The sequence below is a fragment of the Hymenobacter artigasi genome (genome assembly GCF_012275535.1).
GTDB classification, from domain to species: Bacteria; Bacteroidota; Bacteroidia; order Cytophagales; family Hymenobacteraceae; genus Hymenobacter; species Hymenobacter artigasi.
Genome location: NZ_JAAVTK010000003.1, coordinates 463,504 through 481,349, shown reverse-complemented (window position 1 = coordinate 481,349; position 17,846 = coordinate 463,504). Strand labels below are relative to the sequence as shown.

Here is a 17,846-nt window from a genome sequence, read left to right as displayed (position 1 = left end):
TTCACCTCTTCCCATTCCGAACAGAGTCGTTAAGCCCCGGTGCGCCTATGGTACTGCCTTCACCGGTGGGAGAGTCGGTCGCCGCCAACCTTACACAGGAAATCCTCTTGGATGCTTTCACCAGCAACCAAGAGGATTTTTGCTGTCTGGGCTTTCTTTAAGAAGTGCTGACTGATACTGTCATCGTTGGACGATTTTTCTAGTAAAACTTGTCGGCGGTGCAATCCGCTGGGCGAAGGAATGGCGTAGGTGATGCATCAATCAAAAAAACTAACCATTTCTTTATACCGATGAAAAAGTCTTTGTTCTCCCTTGCTTTGGTTACTTTCCTCAGCGCTGCTGCTGTTACCAATGTTTCGGCCCAAGCTAATAAAATGCCCGGTACCGTAATGGTAGGTGGCGCGGCTATGTACCCCACGAAAAACATCGTGGAAAATGCAGTTAACTCGAAAGACCACACGACGCTGGTGGCCGCTGTGAAAGCTGCAGGCTTGGTGGAAACGCTGAGCAGCGCTGGTCCTTTCACCGTATTTGCTCCTACCAACGAGGCCTTCAACAAACTTCCTGCTGGCACGGTAGAAACGCTGGTGAAGCCTGAGAACAAGGCTACACTGACCAAAATCCTGACCTACCACGTTGTGGCTGGCCGTATGACTGCCGCTGACCTGAAGAAAGCCATCAAGGCTGGTGGTGGCAAGGCTACGCTGAAGACGGTGAGCGGTGGCACCCTTACGGCGATGATTAAAGGTAAAACCATCGAGCTGAAGGACGAGAAAGGCGGCATGTCGACTGTGACTATCGCAGACGTGATGCAGAGCAACGGCGTTATCCACGTAGTGAACACGGTGCTGATGCCCCAGTAAGGCTCCCTGAGCTTTTGAATGCAACTTCGGCAACCGCCGCTGGCTTTGGCTGGCGGCGGTTGTTTGCGTAGTGGGGGTGGGGCTAACGGCAGGCGGCCTGAGCAGTTCGGGCGTATTCGTAACCCAGCTGCAGCGCGCGGCGATAGAACTCGCAGGCGGCGGTGGAATCGTTGGTGTGAGCAGCCAGCTTGCCGAGCAGGAAGTGGGTGCGGCCATCGGTGGGATTGGCCTGGAGCACTCGGAAGTAGTCGGAACGGGCTTCGGGGTAGCGGGCGAGGGCGGCGAAGGCCACGCCACGCAGCTGGATGTAATGCCAGGGGGCTTTGCGCCCGGCGCGTTGGTATTGGCTCAGGCCAGTGGTGAAATCGGCTACGGCCAGGGCTGGCTGGTGCAGGTCGAGGAGGCGGGTTTCGCCCCGGGCGAGGTAGGCGGTGCTGCGAGTGCTGTCGAGGGCTAGGGAGCGGGTGTAATTGAAGTCGGCGGTGCGGGCGCGTCCGAGGGTGGCCTCGCAGCGGCCCAACTGGTAGAGCAGGTCGGCGGTGAGGCGGCGGGATTGGGGCTGCTGGAGTGCGGCCTGGAAGTCGGCGCGGGCGGCACGGGCATCGTGGAGGTGAAAACGCGCCAACTCGCCGCGCCGTCGCAGGGCGGGCGCGTAGTCGGGGCGGAAGTGCAGTGTTTCGTCCAGGTAGCTGGATGCTGCCGACCAATCGCCGCGCACATAGGCCCGCAGCCCATCAGCGTAGTTGCTGGTTGCGGAGACGCGGTCCATGGTCACTTTTACAGCCATGGCAAACAGCACAATGCCCGCGATGAAAAGCAGGGTGAAAAGCCAGTCGCGCCGATTGAAGGAAGGGCGCTGGTGGGGAATGCGCTGGTAGTGCCGCTCGCGGCTGCCGGCGGGGGGGCGGGTGCGGAGCGGAGCGGGGGGAGGCATGGGCACGCCGTAGACGTGCTGCGACACGGGCCGCTGCTGCTGCTGGCGCTGGGCTTCGGCGGCGCGGCGGGCTGCCTGGGTTAACTGGAAGTCGTAGGAGGCCCGTCGGCCAGGGTCGCCGAGGATGCCATAGGCCACGGCAACGGCTTTAAACTGCTCCTCGTAGCGCACATCGCCGCCGTGCTTATCGGGGTGGTAGCGCACTACCAGCTGCCGGTAGGCACGCTTGATATCGGCGGCCGGGGCGGTGGGGGCAACTCCAAGAACTTGGTAATGATTTTGACTCACGCTAACGGCAAACACAAAGGTGGGTGCAAAAGTCAGCCACGCGCCGAAATTTTCCGTAGAACCGGCACGGTCCGATGCTTTTTTTCTTGTTAAATCAACGAAACAGCTGGGCTTGTTTTTTCTTGTGTCACCCCTTTTTCGCGCCGCATGTTTAACGACGACGATACTTCCAAAACCCCTCGCAACGACAGCTTGATTGGTAACCTGACGGGCTACCTAGATACCCGCATTGACCTGGTTCGGCTAGAAATTCAACAAAAGGTATCCACTATTTTTGTGGGTACTATTCATGGCGCTACCCTAGCCATTCTGGGGTTGTTGTTTGTCATTTTTGTGAGCATATTTGCCGGGCTGGCGCTCAATTCCGCGCTAAATAGTCCTTACTGGGGCTTTGGCATCGTGGCCGGCTTCTACCTGGTGCTGATGGTACTGGTGCTGGTGGGCGTTGATAAAACGGCCTTTCAGGGCATTGCCAACAAGGTGCTCAAGGACACCATTTACAAATCTGATAAACGCCAAGCCTAAGCCGACCTTCTTATGAGTGAGTTGCAAAACCCCCTGTTCGACGAGGAAAAAGAATTTCTCGAGCGCAAAAAACTGGAGTATGAGCGCGCCCTGCGTGGCGATGTGGACCACATCAAGGAGCAATCGGTGGTGGTGGGTAAAGTGGCGCTGGTAGGTGCTGGCCTGGCCGGTGGCGTATGGCTCATCACGAAGCTGATTGGTGGCAAGAAGCGCAAGCGTGCTCAGCAGAAGCATGTGGCCGACCATGATGAGGCTGACCTCGACTACGAGTTCGGGGCTGATTCTTATTCTAACAGCAAAGGCAAGAAGAACAAGAAGGGCAAAAAAGGCGATAACCTGGCGCACAAATCGGCTGAAGAATCGGCCCGGTCTTTTGTGGAATACCAGCAGCACGCCCACGAAGCCGATGACCTGGGCTTTGGCTCCACGGCTCCGCATCCGGATGAGAATTTGTCGGAGACGACTGCTACCGCTCCCTTTGCAGCGGGTTCGACTTACGCGGATGAGGAGTTTGAGGAAGACCCTTTTCAGGATTTGCCTTACGACGACAGCCGTCGGCTGCCTGCCTCGCAAGCTTTCGATGAGCCCGCACCGGCTGGCCGCGCTAAAAATTCCCGTTCGCGCCTAGTGGGCTCGGTATTTCAGGCTTTTCTGCAGTCCGATACCGGCAAGGTATTGGTAGCGCAGGCGGCGGCTGTGGCTTTGGCTATGGTGACGAAAAAAGTGGGCGAGTTTTTCCCGGCGGACAAAAATGCCGACCTTGCGACTTCTCCCGGCTACGGCACGGCCGAAACGGGGGCTTCTCCCGTCGCCTCGTCTGCTCCTTCTGATTCCTCGGATGCGTCCAACCCCTCTAAGTCTTTATGATGCGCTGCGTGCCCGGCAGCAGCATGGCCGCAAAGCGCTGGCCGTATTGCTCGACCCGGACAACCTGGATGAAACCAGCCTGCTGCACCTGCTCAGCCTGAGTGAGACGCATCCAGTCGATTACTTTTTTGTGGGGGGCAGCCTGGTGATAAGTTCGCACCAAGCTGCCCTTATCACGTTAATCAAGGCCCATTCTGATGTGCCGGTGCTGCTGTTTCCCAGTCACAGCATGCACCTCGATGGCCCAGCCGATGGATTGCTGCTGCTCTCGCTCATCTCGGGCCGCAACCCTGATTTTTTGATTGGCCAGCACGTTGTGGCCGCGCCGCGCCTCAAGGCCAGCGGCTTGCAACTGCTGTCGACGGGCTACATGCTGGTCGATTCGGGTCGGCCCACCACGGCTTCCTACATGAGTGGTACCGCACCTATGCCGTATAATAAGCCGGGTATTGCGGCCTGCACGGCACTGGCTGGCGAGCAGCTGGGGCTGAAGCTAATGTACCTCGATGGTGGGAGCGGGGCTGAAAATCCGGTATCGGGTGCGATGATTGCGGCCGTGCGTGAAGCCGTGAGTGCGCCCCTGATTGTGGGTGGCGGGCTGAACTCGGGCGAGAAATTGTATGCAGCACTGGCGGCCGGGGCCGACGTGGTGGTGGTGGGCAACCATATTGAAGACAAACCGGAATTTTTGGCCGAGGCAGTGGGCGTGGTCGCCTCGTTCAACCAAGTGGCGGCTTCGCAGCGCGTTTTCCAATAACTGCGCGGCGGACGGCTTGGCTCCAAATAAAAAGGCCCTGAAACCGATTACGGTTCAGGGCCTTTTTATTTGGAGCCGCTTATTGGACTCGAACCAACGACCTGCTCATTACGAATGAGCTGCTCTACCAGCTGAGCTAAAGCGGCTTGTTGCCAACCAACGGTTTTGGATGGGGCTGCAAAGATAGGCAATTGGCCGGACGCCACGCAACCACAATTGGATAAAAATTTAGCAGCCGGACCCGGAGCTGTGCGTCTGCATTGGGAAATAGTCTTTCCTGCTTCTCTCCGAAATTACTGCGCTCATCTAACGCTGGCCTGGCTGGTGCCATTACCCGCGCGCTGCGGAACCGATAAGCCGGAGCGGGCCGTTTCAGGTAAAGCAAAAGCGCCGGGTGCACGTCAGCAGGCGCTGACCGTACTTTGTGGCGGCGTTTACGTTTCCAGCTATATGAAATTTTGGCTCATATTCATTCTGATTTTTTTCGCGGTTCGTTACCTGCTGCCCATTGTGCTGCGGCTGGCGCTGAGCGGCTTTGTGCGCAAGCAGATGCGCAACGGGGGCTTTGCAGTGCCACCCCAGGCACGGCCAGATAGCGGCCCTAGTGCCCAGCCCGGCGAAGTACGGGTGGACTATGTGCCGCCCGTGACAGAACAGGGCAAGCAGCCGCACGACTTTAAGGGCGGGGAATATATTGATTTTGAGGAAGTAAAGTAGAGTAAGGCCAATTTCAGGAAGATTGGGATGACCTTGGGGTTTAGGGATTGACTCCGGGACGTTAGCGGCTACGGGCGGTTCTACTGTACCTTCGGGCACGTTTTCATTTTCCCCAAAATTGCCCTGATGGCTGCTGTTGCTTCTGCTCCTTCTGTTTCGTCCGCGCCGTGGTGGCAGCGGGCTGTGCCGCACGTGCTGGCGGTATTGTTTTTCGTGGTGCTGGCCTGCGCGTATTTCGCGCCCATCATGTTCGATGGCAAAACCCTGGCTCAGCACGACATCACCCAGTTCCAAGGGGGCGCACACGAGGCGCAGGAGTATGCCAAGGTGATGGGCAAAGAGGCCTTGTGGACCAATTCCATGTTCTCGGGCATGCCTACGTACCTTATCAGCCTGCACTTTCCGGGCGACTGGTCGGGGTATTTGCAGAAGGCCATGACGCTGGGCCTGCCTGCCGTGGTGGCCAACCTGTTTCTGGCGCTGCTTTGCGGCTACATTTTGCTGGTGGCGCTGGGCGTGCGGCCGCTCATTGCGGTGGCGGGCGCGGTGGCGCTGGGCTTTTCGAGCTACAACCTGGCCATTCTGGCTGCTGGCCACAACACCAAGAGTCTGGCGCTGGCCTACGCGCCGCTGGTGCTGGGCGGCCTGCTCGTGACGTATCGCCGCGACAAGTGGCTGGGAGCCGCGCTTTTTGCCGTGGGCCTCACGTTGAACGTGCACGTCAACCACCTTCAGATTACGTACTACCTGCTGCTGCTGGTGGCTATTTTCGGCATTATCGAGTTGGTTTCGGCCGTTCGGGCGGGCCGCCTGCCCGAGTTTGCCAAGCGCACGGCCCTGCTGGCGCTGGGTGCGGCGCTGGCCGTGGGTGTGAGCTTCGGCCGCCTTTACACCACCGCCGAGTATAGCAAATACAGCAACCGGGGCCCAAGCGAGTTGAAGTCGGCCGCGCCGACGGCGCCCGGCCAGGCACCGGCCGCCAACCCGGAGGACGCCGGCTCGGGTGTGGACCGCGATTACGCGTTTCAGTACAGCTATGGCGTGGGCGAAACCATCACTTTGCTGATTCCCAACTTCTACGGCGGGGCCAGCTCCATGCCGCTCGGCACCGATTCTAACCTTGCCAAAGCCGGCCTGCCGCAGGAATATCTGGGTTCGATGCCGACTTACTGGGGCCAGCAGAGCTACACGGCCGGGCCGGTGTACATGGGCGCGGTGGTATGCTTTCTGTTTATTCTGGGCCTGTTTGTGGTGGAGAAGCGCACGCGCTACTGGCTGCTGGCGGGCACGGTGCTGTCCATTCTACTGGCATGGGGTAAGAATTTTGAAACATTTAACTACCTGATTTTCGACCTGCTGCCCGGCTACAACAAGTTCCGGGCCGTGAGCATGGCGCTGGTGATTGCGCAGCTGGCCATGCCCATTCTGGGCGCGCTGGCGCTGAGCCGAATTCTGCGGCCCCGGCTGGCTGCTGCGCCCACGCTGCCGGGCACCAAAGTGCCGCTTTCGGCCGAGGCTTCGGCCCTGCTGCCCAAGGTGCTGTATGCCGGTGCTATTGCGGCCGGGCTGTGCGTGCTGGCTTATCTGGCCAGTTTCAGCTTCGATTTTGCCGCGCCCGTGGATGGGGAACTGACCAAGCAGGGCTTCACGCCGCAGCTGCTGGGTGCGCTGCGCGCTGACCGCGCCGATTTGCTCCGCAACGACGTGTGGCGCGGGCTGCTCTTTATTGGGGCGGCGCTGGGCGTGCTGTACTTCCATTTGAAAGGACAGTTGAAGGTGATGCCAGCAGCGGCCATTATGGTGGTGCTGGTGCTGGTGGACTTGTGGGGCGTGGATAAGCGTTACCTCGGCGACAATAAATTCCAGCGCGAAACCATAGCTGAGGAATTCCAGCCCAGCCCGGCCGACCAGCTGATTTTGCAGGATAAGGACCTGAGCTACCGTGTGCTCAATGTGCAAAATCCCTTTAACGAAGCCCAGACCTCTTACTTCCACAAGAGCATTGGCGGCTACCATGGGGCCAAGCTGCGCCGCTACCAAGACTTGATTGAGCGCCAGATTTCGAATAATAACCAGCAGGTGCTCAACATGCTGAACATGCGCTACCTGATTACCGGCGATGCCAAGCAGCCGGTGCAGCGCAACCCAGGTGCGCTGGGCAACGCCTGGTTCGTGAGCGAGGTGAAGCCCGTGGCCAGCCCCGACGCCGAAATGGCCGCCCTCAGCACCATTAGCCCGGCCACCGAAGCGGTAGTGGACGCCAGCAAATTTCCGCAGCAAAAAGCCGCGACCTACGACATTGCCGGCTCCAATATCGCTCTTACCAACTACAGCCCCGATGAGCTGAAATACCGCTACAATGCCACGCAGGCCGGCCTGGTGGTGTTCTCAGAAATCTATTATGCCGATGGCTGGCAGGCGTTTATCGATGGCAAGCCGGTGCCGCACATTCGGGCCGATTACGTGCTGCGGGCCCTGCAGGTGCCGGCCGGCGCGCATACCATCGAGTTCAAGTTTGAGCCCAAATCCTATGCCGTGGGCAATACCGTGTCGTTGGTGGCCAGTATTGCGCTGCTGCTGGTGCTGGTGGGCACGGGCGTGTATGTAGCCCGCCGCCGCGAGCGCAGCGGCGACGAGCTGCTGAACGACGCGCCGGTGCTGGCGTAGCTGCTGCTTTATGCAAAATCAGGGGAAGGGGATGGGGGAAACGGTTGTTTCCTCGGTCCCCTTTCTCGTTTTACCGCCGCCCCAATGCTGCATACATCCCTTCTTCAGCTGCTCGATGAGCCGGTAGCCAACGCCCACGGGGTGCGCCTGCTGCTGTGGCGCGACGACCTGGTGAACCCGGACCTGCCCGGCAACAAGGCCCGCAAGCTCAAGTATAACCTAGCGGCGGCCCGTGCGCAGGGCCACCACACGCTGCTTACTTTCGGTGGGGCGTATTCCAACCACATTGCGGCCGTGGCGGCGGCCGGCCGGCTGCTGGGCTTCCGCACCATTGGCCTGATTCGGGGCGAGGAGCCGGTGGCGGGGTCTATGCTCAACCCCACGCTGGTCCGGGCCGCTGCCGATGGTATGGCCCTGCACTACCTTGACCGCGCAGCTTACCGCCGCCGGGCCGAGCCGGCGTTCATTGCGGAGCAATTGGCCCGATTTGGCCCAGCCTATGTGCTGCCCGAGGGTGGCACTAATGACCTGGCCCTGCCCGGCTGCGCCGAGCTGGTGGCCGAGATTCGGCAGCAGATTGATTTTGATGCGCTGGCCGTGGCCGTTGGTACCGGCGGTACCCTGGCGGGCCTGCTCACCGGCCTGGCCGGCCAGCGGCACGCCGTGGGCGTGGCTGCCCTGAAAAAAGGCGAATTCCTGCGTGCTGAAATTGATGCGTTGACCCAGGCGACGGCTGGCCAGACCTTCGGTAATTATTCGCTTCAAACCGAGTATCATTTCGGCGGCTATGCCAAGTATTCGGCCGAGCTGCTGGCGTTTATTCAGCAGATTAAGGTGCGGCATGGGGTGCTGCTCGACCCGATTTATACCGGCAAGCTGCTGTTTGGCGTGCTGGACTTGGTGGGGAAAGGCTATTTCCGGCGGGGTAGTACGGTGGTGGCCATTCACACCGGCGGGCAGCAGGCCTGGGCGGGCTGGGAAGAGCGGTTTGAAGCGAGAGGCTAGGGCCGGGCCAGCAGCGAACCGGATTTGGCTACTGTTCTTGCAGGCCAAAGCCGCTGTAGCTCCAGCGCGGCCAGTACGAAAATGAAGGGCAGCACCGGGGCCAGGAAGCGCACGTCGTAGTCATCGACCGTGAGCATGACAACGCCGGCCTGTAGCAACGGCACCCCTACCAGAAAGGCCCGGGCCGGCAGCCATACCCGCGCCTGGCGGGCTCCGCGAAACGCCAGGTAGTACAGCGGCCAGAGCACCAGTATGCTGATAAGCTTATGCGCCAGCGAATAATATGGCTTCACACTGCTGAAGAATACCAGTAGCTTGCCGGCCATCAGGCGGGCCAGGAAGCCCGGGTTGTGGGCCGCAAAGTGGAGCACCCGCGACATTTGGCCCAGGCCGGGGGGCGGCAGGACCAGTGGAGTGCTGGGATGAATAGCCCACACTGGCGTAGCAAACATCAACTCGCCGCGCAAATACGTTTCGACGATAAAAAAGCTGACCAGCTGATAATTAAGCCACCATACTGCCAATGGGGTAGCCAGCACTGCTCCGGCCACTACCAGCCAGAATATCCGGCGGCGCTGGCTGTAGAGCGAGGCCAGCCCGGCCAGCACGGCTGCGCCGGTTACCACAAAGCCATTGGGGCGTACCAGGGCCGTGAGCAACAACAGCAGGATGAGCGTAGCCCAGGCTCTCCAGCCCCCATTGCGCACTTGCACAAAAGCCCAGAAGGAGAGGACTGATAAGCTGATGAATAATGATTCGGTGAGCAGGTAGCTGTTGAACTGCTGCACGTCGGGCCACAGAATGAACAAGCCAGTTGCCAGCGCGGCCGCACCGCGCCGGCCGGCCAGTAGCTGCCGCACTGCCTGGTACAGGGCCCTGGCGGCTACGCCCGAAATAGCCAGCTGCCCTAGTACAATGCCCCACCACCCCGCGTGCAGCCGCAGCCACACGCTTTGGAACCACGGGTATAAGATGTAGCGCTGGTTGTGCTCGTACTGAAAATTGCCGATGCCGTTGTTGGCAATGGTCGTGGGGGCCGTGCCCGGTTCAATTTTGTAGTAGCCGTGCTCGGCCAGGTTGGCGGCGTATTCGAGGTAGCGGGCACTGTCGTTGGCGTAGTGCGGGCCGTGATAGCGCAGCAGGAAAGCCACTTGCACCATCAGCCAGAGGGCCAGCAACAGCCAGCCGTGCCCGCGCCATAGGCGTGGGCCAAGGCCCGGGGCGAGGGGAGAGGAAGAAAGAGTCACCGGCCAAAGCTACACTGTGGCTGCCACAACCCTGGATAAGCAGTAGCTTTTGGCAATTCGCTCGTACAAGTAGATACTAACGCTAACACCTATGCTGCCCCGCCTCATTCGTCGCCTCCTGCCCCTGTTGTTTCTGTTTGCCCTCGGCTGGTTTCTCTGGAAGAAAATAGGCCCCACCCTCGCCGACCTCAACCCGCTGAATACGGAGCCCAAAGTCACCGTCACGCACAACACGGTCCTCACTCAGGTAGAGGCCCTGGGCAAGCTGGAGCTGGTGCGCTACAAGTTTAAGGACATTGTGGAGTACCGCCGCGCCAGCCGTTACCCGCTGCTGCCCGATGCCAAAGTGGCCCTCGTGGTGGGCGGCGAAGCCGTGGGCTGCCTCGACTTGCGCAAGATTCGCCCGCAGGATGTCGTGTTCGAGGGCGACTCCATTGTGCGCGTGGTGCTGCCCGCGCCGGAGCTATGCTCCTTCCAGGTGAACCACAACCAAAGCCGCGTATTCAGCACCGAGAACGGCTTTTTTCAGGATGCCGACTTGGTGGACCAGGGCTACAAATACGCCGAAAAGCAGGTGCGTAACGCCGCTCTGCAGTCCGGCATTCTGGCCCAGACGCAGCGCAACGCCGAGCAGATTCTGGTGCCCATGCTGCGCACGCTTACCGGGCGGCGGGTGATAATCGGGCAGAAATTGGTGATGCCAAGAGTGGGGCCGAAACAGTAGAACGGTCATGCCGAGCGCAGCCGAGGCATCTCGCATGGAGTAGTAACTCAATTGATAGAATGAGTTAGTGGCGGCACGCGAGATGCCTCGGCTGCGCTCGGCATGACCGTTTCGGAGCGCTCTATGCTACTCCTCGTCCTCCGGGGCTTTGCCCAGGTCATCGAGGGCCATTTTTATCAGGTCCTGCTCGTAGCCTTTGCCGGTGAGATACTGCGAGATTTTCATGCGGCGCACGCGTGGGTTTTTCTCTTTTTCCTGGCGGTCCTTTTTCTCCATTAAGTCCACCAGGTTCTGGTAGTATTCTTCGCTGTCGATTTCCTTAAGGCCCGATTTGATGCAGTATTCGCTGATGCCTTTCTGCTTCAGCTCTTGTGTGATGCGGCGGCGGCCCCACTTCTTGTTCCGGTAGTGGCCGCGCACGAACGACTGGGCAAACCGCTCCTCGTCCAGCAGCTTTTCGCGGCTCAGGCGGATGATGATTTCGCCGGCTTCGTCCTCGTCGAGGCCGTAGGACTTTAGCTTTTGCTCGACTTCTTTCTGGTTGCGCTCCTGGTAGGCGCAGAAGGCGGCGATTTTTTGCAGGGCCTCGCCGGGCGTGTACTGTTTGGGGGCTTTATCGGAATTTTTGAACATGAGGGGCAGGGTTTCGGGCGGCAAGTAATGGAAAACAACGCGCCGGGCGGTTCGTTACCAATTCCGGTACGGATTATTGCGCGCTGCCACCGGCCGGCCGGCACATTGTCAGGCAACCTTTGGGCCCTCCTTATGCATCAGTTGCGGGCGGGCCGTACCTTAGGGTGCCTTTTTTCTGCCCGTCGATTTTATGTTGCGAATTTCTTTACGCTGGTTACTTCTTGCGCTGCTGCTGAATGCCGCGCCATTTCTCAGCCGCGCCGGCGTAATCCGGGGCACGGTGAGCGGGGCCAACAAGGCGGGCCTGGCCTTTGCCAACGTGGCCGTGCGCGGCGCGGCCACCAGCACGGGGGCCAACGAGCAGGGCCAGTTCCTGCTGCGGCTGCCGGCCGGGCAGTACGATTTGGTGTTCCAGTACGTGGGCTACAAGCAGCAAATTGAGCCGGTGCGCGTGCCGGGCGGCGACTCCACGCTCACCGTCAACATCACGCTCCAGCCAGAGGCCTACAGCCTGGGCGAGGTGCTGGTGAAATCATCCGACCGCGACCCGGCCTATGCCATCATTCAGGAGGCACAGCAGTGGCGCGCATACCACAAGCGCGAGGTGGCCGCCTACCGCGCCCGCATCTACATCAAAGCCCTGGGCCGCATCAACGAAACGCCGGCCAAAATTATGGGCCTGTTTAAGCTGGGGCCGGACATTAAGAAAGGTATTTTTTACCTGTCCGAAACGCTCTCCGATTTCAGCTTCACCCAGCCCAATATCGTGAAGGAGCGCATGTTGTCGAGCCGCATCAGCGGCGACTCGCGCGGCATTAGCTTCAACCGGGCCAGCGCGGGGCGCAACCTAACCTTCTATGAAAACCTGATAAATCCCGGGTTTTCGGAGCGCGGCTTTGTGTCGCCCATCGCGGGCAACGCCATGCTGTTCTACAAGTACGAGCTGGTGGGCAGCACCCCGCAGGGCGGCGTGCTGGTGCACAAAATACGGGTGCTGCCGCGCCGCCGGACCGACCCCGTTTTTGCGGGCTACATCTACATCGTGGACGGCTCGTGGCGCATTCACTCCGTCGATTTGCACCTCGATAAAGATGCCCAGCTCGACTACGTGGACGAGCTGCACCTGGCCCAGCAGTATGCCCCCGCCCCGGGCAATGCCAACGTCTGGCTTATTCAGTCGCAGCAGATTACGGCCAACTTATCGGGCCTGGGTTTCAAGGGCTCTGGCTACATCACGGCCGTGCTTTCCAACTACGCCAACGTGGTGCCCACCTACCCTACGCCGCCCGCGCCCAAAGCCGCGCCGCCCGTGGTAGTCGAGGGTAAAGACGCTGCCCCCGTGGGCCAGGAAACCGCCGCCCAAATCCGCAAGCGCAAGCCCGACCTGCGCGGCCTCAATGCCCAGGTGCGCAAAAAAGTGAAGCAGGCCGCACGCGATTCCCTCAAAAACGACATCTTCGCTCAGATGCCGCGCGGCCAGGTGCAGCTGGTGGAAAAAGGCGTTAACGAGCGCGACTCGACCTATTGGGACGCTGTGCGTCCGGTGCCCCTCACGGCCGAGGAGCAGAAAGATTACCGTGTCAAGGACAGCACTGAAGTCATCCGCCGCTCGCGCCCCTACCAGGACTCGATGGACCGCAAGCGCAACGAGTTCGAGCCCATCAACCTGCTGATGGGCGGCTACACGCACGTCAATAGCTTCAAAAAGACGTCGTTCTACGTGCTGCCGGTGTCACGCATTTTCCAATACAACACCGTGGAAGGGGCCGTGCTCAACGCCCAGGCCACCTTCCGGAAGCGCACCGACGACCGACGGAATTTCAGCATCACGCCGGTGCTGCGCTACGGTTTCAGCAGCAACGAGCTGAATCCCAGTTTAGACGCTAGCTGGCAGCTGCACCCGGCCCGCCGCCAGCAAATCGGCCTGAAAGCCGGCCGTACCATCGAGAATTTCGACAAGAATTCGCAGGTGACGCCGCTCATCAACACGCTCTACACGCTGTTTGATAACCGCAACTATGCCAAGCTATACCGCCGCGACGGGGCCGAACTGAGCTACCTGACGGAGCCCGTGAACGGCCTGACCCTGCTCACCACCGCCGCCTACTTCGACCGCCACGAGCTGTACAACACCACCGACCGGCTTATCTACGACGTGCCCGGCCGCGCCTTCACCCCCAACCGGCCCGTGAGCGACGAGCTGGCCGATACCGGCTTTGGCCGCAGCCGCATTCTTACCGTGGCGCTTTCGGCCGATTTCAAGCCCGGCCAGCGCTACATCAGTCGGCCCGATGGCAAGTTCAACCTCGGCTCGAAGTGGCCCACCTTCAACGTGCAGGGCCGCCTGGCCGTGCCGCACGCGCTGGGGGCCGATGTGCGCTACCTGCTGCTGCAGGCCGGCGTGCGCGACAATGTGCCGCTGGGCCTGTTGGGTGCCAGCAGCTTCCGCGTGAGCGTGGGCGGCTTCGTGGGCAAGCAGGAGGGGATGACCTTCATCGACTACCGCCATTTCTCCGGCAACCAAACCCTGCTCGCCGGCAATTTCAGCGAGTTTCAGCTGCTGGATTACTACCGCTTCAGCACCAACAATACCTACCTCGAAGCCCACTACGACCACCACTTCAACGGCTTCATCTTCAATAAAGTCCCGCTCTTCCGCAAGCTAAAATGGCAGGAAGTGGTGTCGCTCAACTACCTCACTACCGCCCAGGCCGGCCACTACGTGGAGCTGGGCGCGGGCGTGGAGCACATCCTGAAAGTGCTGCGGGTTGATTTTTATACGGCCCTGCAAAGCGGCCAGCGGTTGGGTACCGGCTTCCGGATAGGGGTGGGTTTCTAGACCACTGATTAGCACGGATTTTAGCGGATTTCACGGATTTTGTAGTCGAATCCCAGTACAGCTTTGGTTTCCGTTTGGCTGGATTTATCAGTACCCCGCACCCTATTTCGGAGCGATTTTAGTCGTAGCAATCGACTACAAAATCCGTGAAATCCGCTAAAATCCGTGCTAATCAGTGGTCCTAGTGATTGCGGATGGCGCGCATCATATTGGCCAGCGTGGCGGCGGGGTAGGCCTTGCCACGGGAAATCACGGCGTCAATTTTTTTGATGTTGCTGATGTCTTCCAGCGGGTTGGCGGTCAGGAGCACCAGGTCGGCGTCTTTGCCGGGGGCGATGGCGACGGTTTGCCCGGCCACGCCCATGAAGCGGGCCCCGTTGAGGGTGGCGGCCTGCAGCGCCTGCAGCGGCGTGAGGCCGGCTTTCACCAGCAAAATCACCTCCTCCTGGAGCGAGGCGCCGGGGTAGATGAACGAGTTGAACGGGCCGCTATCGGAGCCGGCCAGCAGGGTTACGCCGGCGGCCTGCATGGTCGGAATCATGCTTAAGAATTTGGTTTCCAGCTTCCGGCTGAAATTCTGGCTGGCCAGCGGCTGCGTGCGGGCACTGGCGAGGCGGCGCTGGTAAGTAGCCTGAATCTTCGGGTCGATGTAGGCCAGCAGGGAGTCGCGGGCGTGGTCGTTTTCGGGCAGTTCGGTTAGCGTCTTGCCGATGTAGAGCGTGGGCACGGCGGCCGTGTGGCGCTTGGCCATGAGGGCGAAGATGCGGGCCGCCGCCGCCGGGCTGTACGTGTCGTACACGGCCGGCAGCATGGCGAACAGGCCCAGTGGCTTGCTGGTGCCCAGGCTGTTGCGCACCAGCGTGGTGAGGCTGTCCTCCTTGCCGGAGCAGGCCTTGAACACGTAATACAGGTGCTCGGTGGCATCGAGGCCGCGCTGCACGGCGTCGCTCAGCTTCACGGAGTAGGGCATGTGGCCGGTGGTTTTCAGGCCGCGCCGCTGGGCCAGCCGGATGGTTTCGAGGTAGGCCGCGCCCGAAATCTTGCTGTCGTAAATCTTCACGTAGTCCACCTTCAACCGTTGCAGCGAGTCGAGCGCCTTGCGGATTTGGCCCTTGGTTTCCACTTCCAACGAGCCCGGCCAGTAGGCCCCCGGCCCATCAATCTTGGGGCCCGACGTGAAGATGCGCGGCCCGGCCAGGCGGCCCGCGTCCATGTCGCGCCGCCACTGGAAAATGCTGGGCGTGAGGTCGCCACCCGCGTCGCGCACCGTGGTGATGCCATGGGCCAGGAACAGGGTCAGGCTTTTTTTATTGGCGGCGGCCAGGCTGTCGCCGCCCCGGAAATGTACGTGCATGTCCCACAGGCCCGGTATCAGGTAGCGGCCGTTGCCGTTCACGTACTGTTTGGCGGCGTAGCTGTCCTTATCGGCCAGCTCCACACTTACTATTTTGCCCTTCGCGATGGCCACCACCTGGTTGGGCGTAAGTTGGCCCGTGCGCACATCCACAATGCTTACGTGGTTGATAACCACGTCGTAAATCTCCAGCTTGGTGGGGCGGCGGGCGCAGGTGGTCAGCAGCACGGCCGCCAGTAAACCAAAAATAACTCGGGATAATTTCATGCGGGCAATGACAAGCGGTGCCGGCAAAGTTAGGCGGGTAAACGTACCGTGAACCGGGTGAACTTTCCTTCCTCCGTTTCGATGGTCAGCGTGCCCTGGTGGCCCTTCGTGATAATGTCGTATGCCAGCGACAGTCCCAGGCCCGTGCCTTCGCCAGCAGGCTTGGTGGTGAAGAAGGGCTGAAACACCCGTTCCGCCACGCTGGCCGGGATGCCGAAGCCGTTGTCGTACACTTCTACCGTTATCGAGTCGCCCTCGCGCCGCGTCTGCACGCTCACCTGGGGCTGAAAGCCAGGGCCACTGGCCTGCTGGTGTTGCCGCACTGCATAAAAAGCATTCGCAAACAGATTCAGCATGGCCCGGCCCAGCTCCTGCGGCACGGCGGCCACGGTGCCCACGGCCGGGTCGAAATGAACTTCGAGCTCCACAGCGGGCGTGAGCTGCTGGCCCGGCGCACCCTGGTAGGCCAGGCGTAGGTACTCGGCCACCAGGGCGTTGAGGTCGGTGGGCACGGGCTGCCGGGGGCCGGGGCGGGCATGGGCCAGCATATCGGCAATGATGGCCGACGCCCGCTGCCCGTGCGCGCTGATTTCGTGCAGGTTCTGCTTCAGGCCGTCCATTATCTGCTGCTCCAGGCCTGCGGTTGGCGTGGTGCTGTCGTGGTCGAGCAGGCCCACGCTCACATCGGCAAACTTGCGCATGAAGGCCAGCGGGTTCTGCAGCTCATTGGCAATGCCCGCCGAAAGCTCGCCCACGAAGGCCCATTTCTCGGCCGCCACCAGCTGCGCCTGAACGGCGCGCACTTCGGTCAGGGCCTCGTCCAGGGCATTGCGCTGGGCTTCAATCTGGGCGTTGCGCTCGTTCAGGAGGCGGTTGGCGCGGCGCTGGCGGCGGTTGGCCCAGCCCAGCACCAGCGCCACCGTGAGCAGCACCCCCAGCAGGCCGAGCAAGCCGGCACGCTGGTAGCGGGCGGTTTGCTCAGCCTGCTGGGCCCGTTGCCGCAGCTGGAGCTGCTGCTCGGTAAAAGCCAGCAGCTCCAGCTGCTGAAATTTCTCGGGGCTATAAATGCTGTCGCGCGCGGCCCCGGCCAGGCTTTGGTAGTGGAAGGCACTATCGGGCCGGTGGCGGGCCTGGTACAGCCGCGCCAGCAGCGCCCCGGCATCCATCACCGTGAGGCGGTACGACACGGCCTGAGCATTGCGCAGCGCGTGGCGGGCGTGCAACAGGCTCGAATCGGGCTGGTGCAGCTGCTCAAACAGCAGCGCCATGTGGTAGTGCGCCATGGCCCGGTTGCGCAAGTCGTTGGTGGCCTGGGTTTCGTGCAGTGCCCGGCGGTAGTAGGCAAATGCTTCGGGGGAGTGGCCCAGGCGGGCCTGCACCATGCCCATGTTGCGCAGGGCCAGCGCCACGGCCAGCCGGGGCCGGAGGTTCTGCGCAATGAGCGTTTCGGCCCGCTGCTGCAGGGCCAGGGCCGAATCGAGCTGGTTGAGCTTCTCGTAGCAGCTGCCCAGGTTGGTGAGGGTGCCCGCCACCCACGGCAGCCGGTGCAGGCGGCGGTATAGTGCTTCCGAAGCGCGGTAGTGCTCAATGGCCTGCGGGTACTGGCGCAGGTCGAGGCTGATGTTGCCCAGGCTGTTCAGGCTATAGGCCTCGCCTTCCGGGTCGTGGCTTTGGCGGCTGATTTGGAGGGCAATCCGCTGGTTGGCGTAGGCCTTGGGCAGTTCGCCGCGCTCGCGCAGCACCATGCCAATCATGCTCTGCGCCCGGCCACGGCCTTTGTCGAAGTTGAGCTGCCGCGCCAGCTGCCAGGCCTTCTGGGCCAGGTACATGGTCGAGTCGGGCTTCGAGGCCCGGTAGGTGCGGCCCAGCTCCAGCAGCAGCAGCACCCGGGCCGAGTCGGGCGGGGTGTGTGCCAGCACGCGCCGCAGGCTATCGGTAGCCGGGTTTTGGGCGCGTGCATTCAGCCCCCAGCCACTGAGGGATAGCCACAGGAGTAGCAGCAGCAGGCGCGCGGCTGAGGCAGGCATTGAAAGAACGGAAAGAAGGAAGCGAAAAGAAGGAAATGCTTGCAAAAACCAGGCGGTAATAGGAACGTCACCCAGGCTTGCTAATTGCAGACAGGTACGTAAAAAATAGGATATTCGGCTTGCTTGCTACAC

The 17,846-nt window shown here is 61.1% G+C and carries 14 protein-coding genes, 1 tRNA gene and 1 rRNA gene; 10 read left to right on the top strand and 6 right to left on the bottom strand.

The window, feature by feature from the left end:
- A 5S ribosomal RNA gene (rrf, locus tag HBN54_RS24175) occupies positions 1 to 90 on the top strand; the annotation flags it as partial.
- Positions 91 to 290: 200 nt separating this feature from the next.
- Positions 291 to 863, top strand: a complete 573-nt coding sequence (locus HBN54_RS08145; RefSeq protein ID WP_168672679.1) for a fasciclin domain-containing protein — start codon at positions 291 to 293, stop codon at positions 861 to 863.
- Between the two features lie 82 nt (positions 864 to 945).
- On the opposite strand, the gene HBN54_RS08140 is transcribed toward HBN54_RS08145, so the two are convergent.
- A complete protein-coding gene (locus HBN54_RS08140) occupies positions 946 to 2,085 on the bottom strand; it encodes a DnaJ domain-containing protein (protein ID WP_168672678.1) in 1,140 nt (379 codons plus the stop codon).
- A 147-nt stretch (positions 2,086 to 2,232) separates the two neighbouring features.
- Here HBN54_RS08140 and HBN54_RS08135 point away from each other — a divergent pair, with 147 nt between their 5' ends.
- Genes HBN54_RS08135 through HBN54_RS08125 form a run of 3 tightly spaced genes read left to right on the top strand, consistent with a single transcriptional unit; the run spans position 2,233 to position 4,234 of the window.
- Complete coding sequence (locus tag HBN54_RS08135) at positions 2,233 to 2,610, top strand: phage holin family protein (protein ID WP_168672677.1); 378 nt, start codon at positions 2,233 to 2,235, stop codon at positions 2,608 to 2,610.
- Between the two features lie 12 nt (positions 2,611 to 2,622).
- Positions 2,623 to 3,477, top strand: coding sequence for a hypothetical protein (locus HBN54_RS08130; RefSeq protein WP_168672676.1), 855 nt, complete (start codon positions 2,623 to 2,625; stop codon positions 3,475 to 3,477).
- On the top strand, positions 3,449 to 4,234 hold the full coding sequence (locus HBN54_RS08125) for a geranylgeranylglyceryl/heptaprenylglyceryl phosphate synthase (protein ID WP_168672675.1): 786 nt from the start codon (positions 3,449 to 3,451) through the stop codon (positions 4,232 to 4,234). The genes HBN54_RS08130 and HBN54_RS08125 overlap by 29 nt, the downstream gene beginning before the upstream one ends.
- A gap of 70 nt (positions 4,235 to 4,304) precedes the next feature.
- Here HBN54_RS08125 and HBN54_RS08120 read toward each other — a convergent pair.
- Positions 4,305 to 4,380: transfer RNA gene (locus tag HBN54_RS08120), tRNA-Thr, on the bottom strand.
- 70 nt (positions 4,381 to 4,450) lie between these two features.
- Between HBN54_RS08120 and HBN54_RS08115 the strand changes: the two genes are divergently transcribed.
- The 3 genes from HBN54_RS08115 (at position 4,451) to HBN54_RS08105 (ending at position 8,623) form a co-directional block, all read left to right on the top strand.
- Positions 4,451 to 4,951: a DUF4834 family protein gene (locus HBN54_RS08115; protein ID WP_168672674.1), complete on the top strand. Its 501-nt coding sequence runs from the start codon at positions 4,451 to 4,453 to the stop codon at positions 4,949 to 4,951.
- A 126-nt stretch (positions 4,952 to 5,077) separates the two neighbouring features.
- Positions 5,078 to 7,618 (top strand): YfhO family protein, encoded by a 2,541-nt coding sequence (locus HBN54_RS08110; protein WP_168672673.1) that lies wholly within the window; start codon positions 5,078 to 5,080, stop codon positions 7,616 to 7,618.
- 84 nt (positions 7,619 to 7,702) lie between these two features.
- Positions 7,703 to 8,623 carry a 1-aminocyclopropane-1-carboxylate deaminase/D-cysteine desulfhydrase gene (locus HBN54_RS08105; RefSeq protein ID WP_168672672.1) on the top strand — a complete coding sequence of 307 codons (921 nt, stop codon included), beginning with the start codon at positions 7,703 to 7,705 and terminating at the stop codon, positions 8,621 to 8,623.
- On the opposite strand, the gene HBN54_RS08100 is transcribed toward HBN54_RS08105, so the two are convergent.
- Positions 8,620 to 9,870, bottom strand: a complete 1,251-nt coding sequence (locus HBN54_RS08100) for a hypothetical protein (RefSeq protein ID WP_168672671.1) — start codon at positions 9,868 to 9,870, stop codon at positions 8,620 to 8,622. The genes HBN54_RS08105 and HBN54_RS08100 overlap by 4 nt on opposite strands.
- Positions 9,871 to 9,961: 91 nt before the next feature.
- Here HBN54_RS08100 and HBN54_RS08095 point away from each other — a divergent pair, with 91 nt between their 5' ends.
- Positions 9,962 to 10,594, top strand: a complete 633-nt coding sequence (locus HBN54_RS08095; RefSeq protein WP_235955425.1) for a DUF4230 domain-containing protein — start codon at positions 9,962 to 9,964, stop codon at positions 10,592 to 10,594.
- A gap of 126 nt (positions 10,595 to 10,720) precedes the next feature.
- Here the strand turns inward: HBN54_RS08095 and HBN54_RS08090 are convergent, their stop codons facing one another.
- Complete coding sequence (locus HBN54_RS08090; protein ID WP_168672670.1) at positions 10,721 to 11,227, bottom strand: regulatory protein RecX; 507 nt, start codon at positions 11,225 to 11,227, stop codon at positions 10,721 to 10,723.
- A 190-nt stretch (positions 11,228 to 11,417) separates the two neighbouring features.
- Here HBN54_RS08090 and HBN54_RS08085 point away from each other — a divergent pair, with 190 nt between their 5' ends.
- The gene (locus HBN54_RS08085; protein WP_168672669.1) at positions 11,418 to 14,066 is read left to right on the top strand and encodes a DUF5686 and carboxypeptidase regulatory-like domain-containing protein; all 2,649 of its coding nucleotides are present in this window, start codon (positions 11,418 to 11,420) and stop codon (positions 14,064 to 14,066) included.
- A gap of 181 nt (positions 14,067 to 14,247) precedes the next feature.
- Here the strand turns inward: HBN54_RS08085 and HBN54_RS08080 are convergent, their stop codons facing one another.
- Complete coding sequence (locus tag HBN54_RS08080) at positions 14,248 to 15,687, bottom strand: amidohydrolase family protein (RefSeq protein ID WP_168672668.1); 1,440 nt, start codon at positions 15,685 to 15,687, stop codon at positions 14,248 to 14,250.
- 29 nt (positions 15,688 to 15,716) lie between these two features.
- Positions 15,717 to 17,714 carry a tetratricopeptide repeat protein gene (locus tag HBN54_RS08075; protein ID WP_168672667.1) on the bottom strand — a complete coding sequence of 666 codons (1,998 nt, stop codon included), beginning with the start codon at positions 17,712 to 17,714 and terminating at the stop codon, positions 15,717 to 15,719.
- Between the last annotated feature and the right edge of the window lie 132 nt (positions 17,715 to 17,846).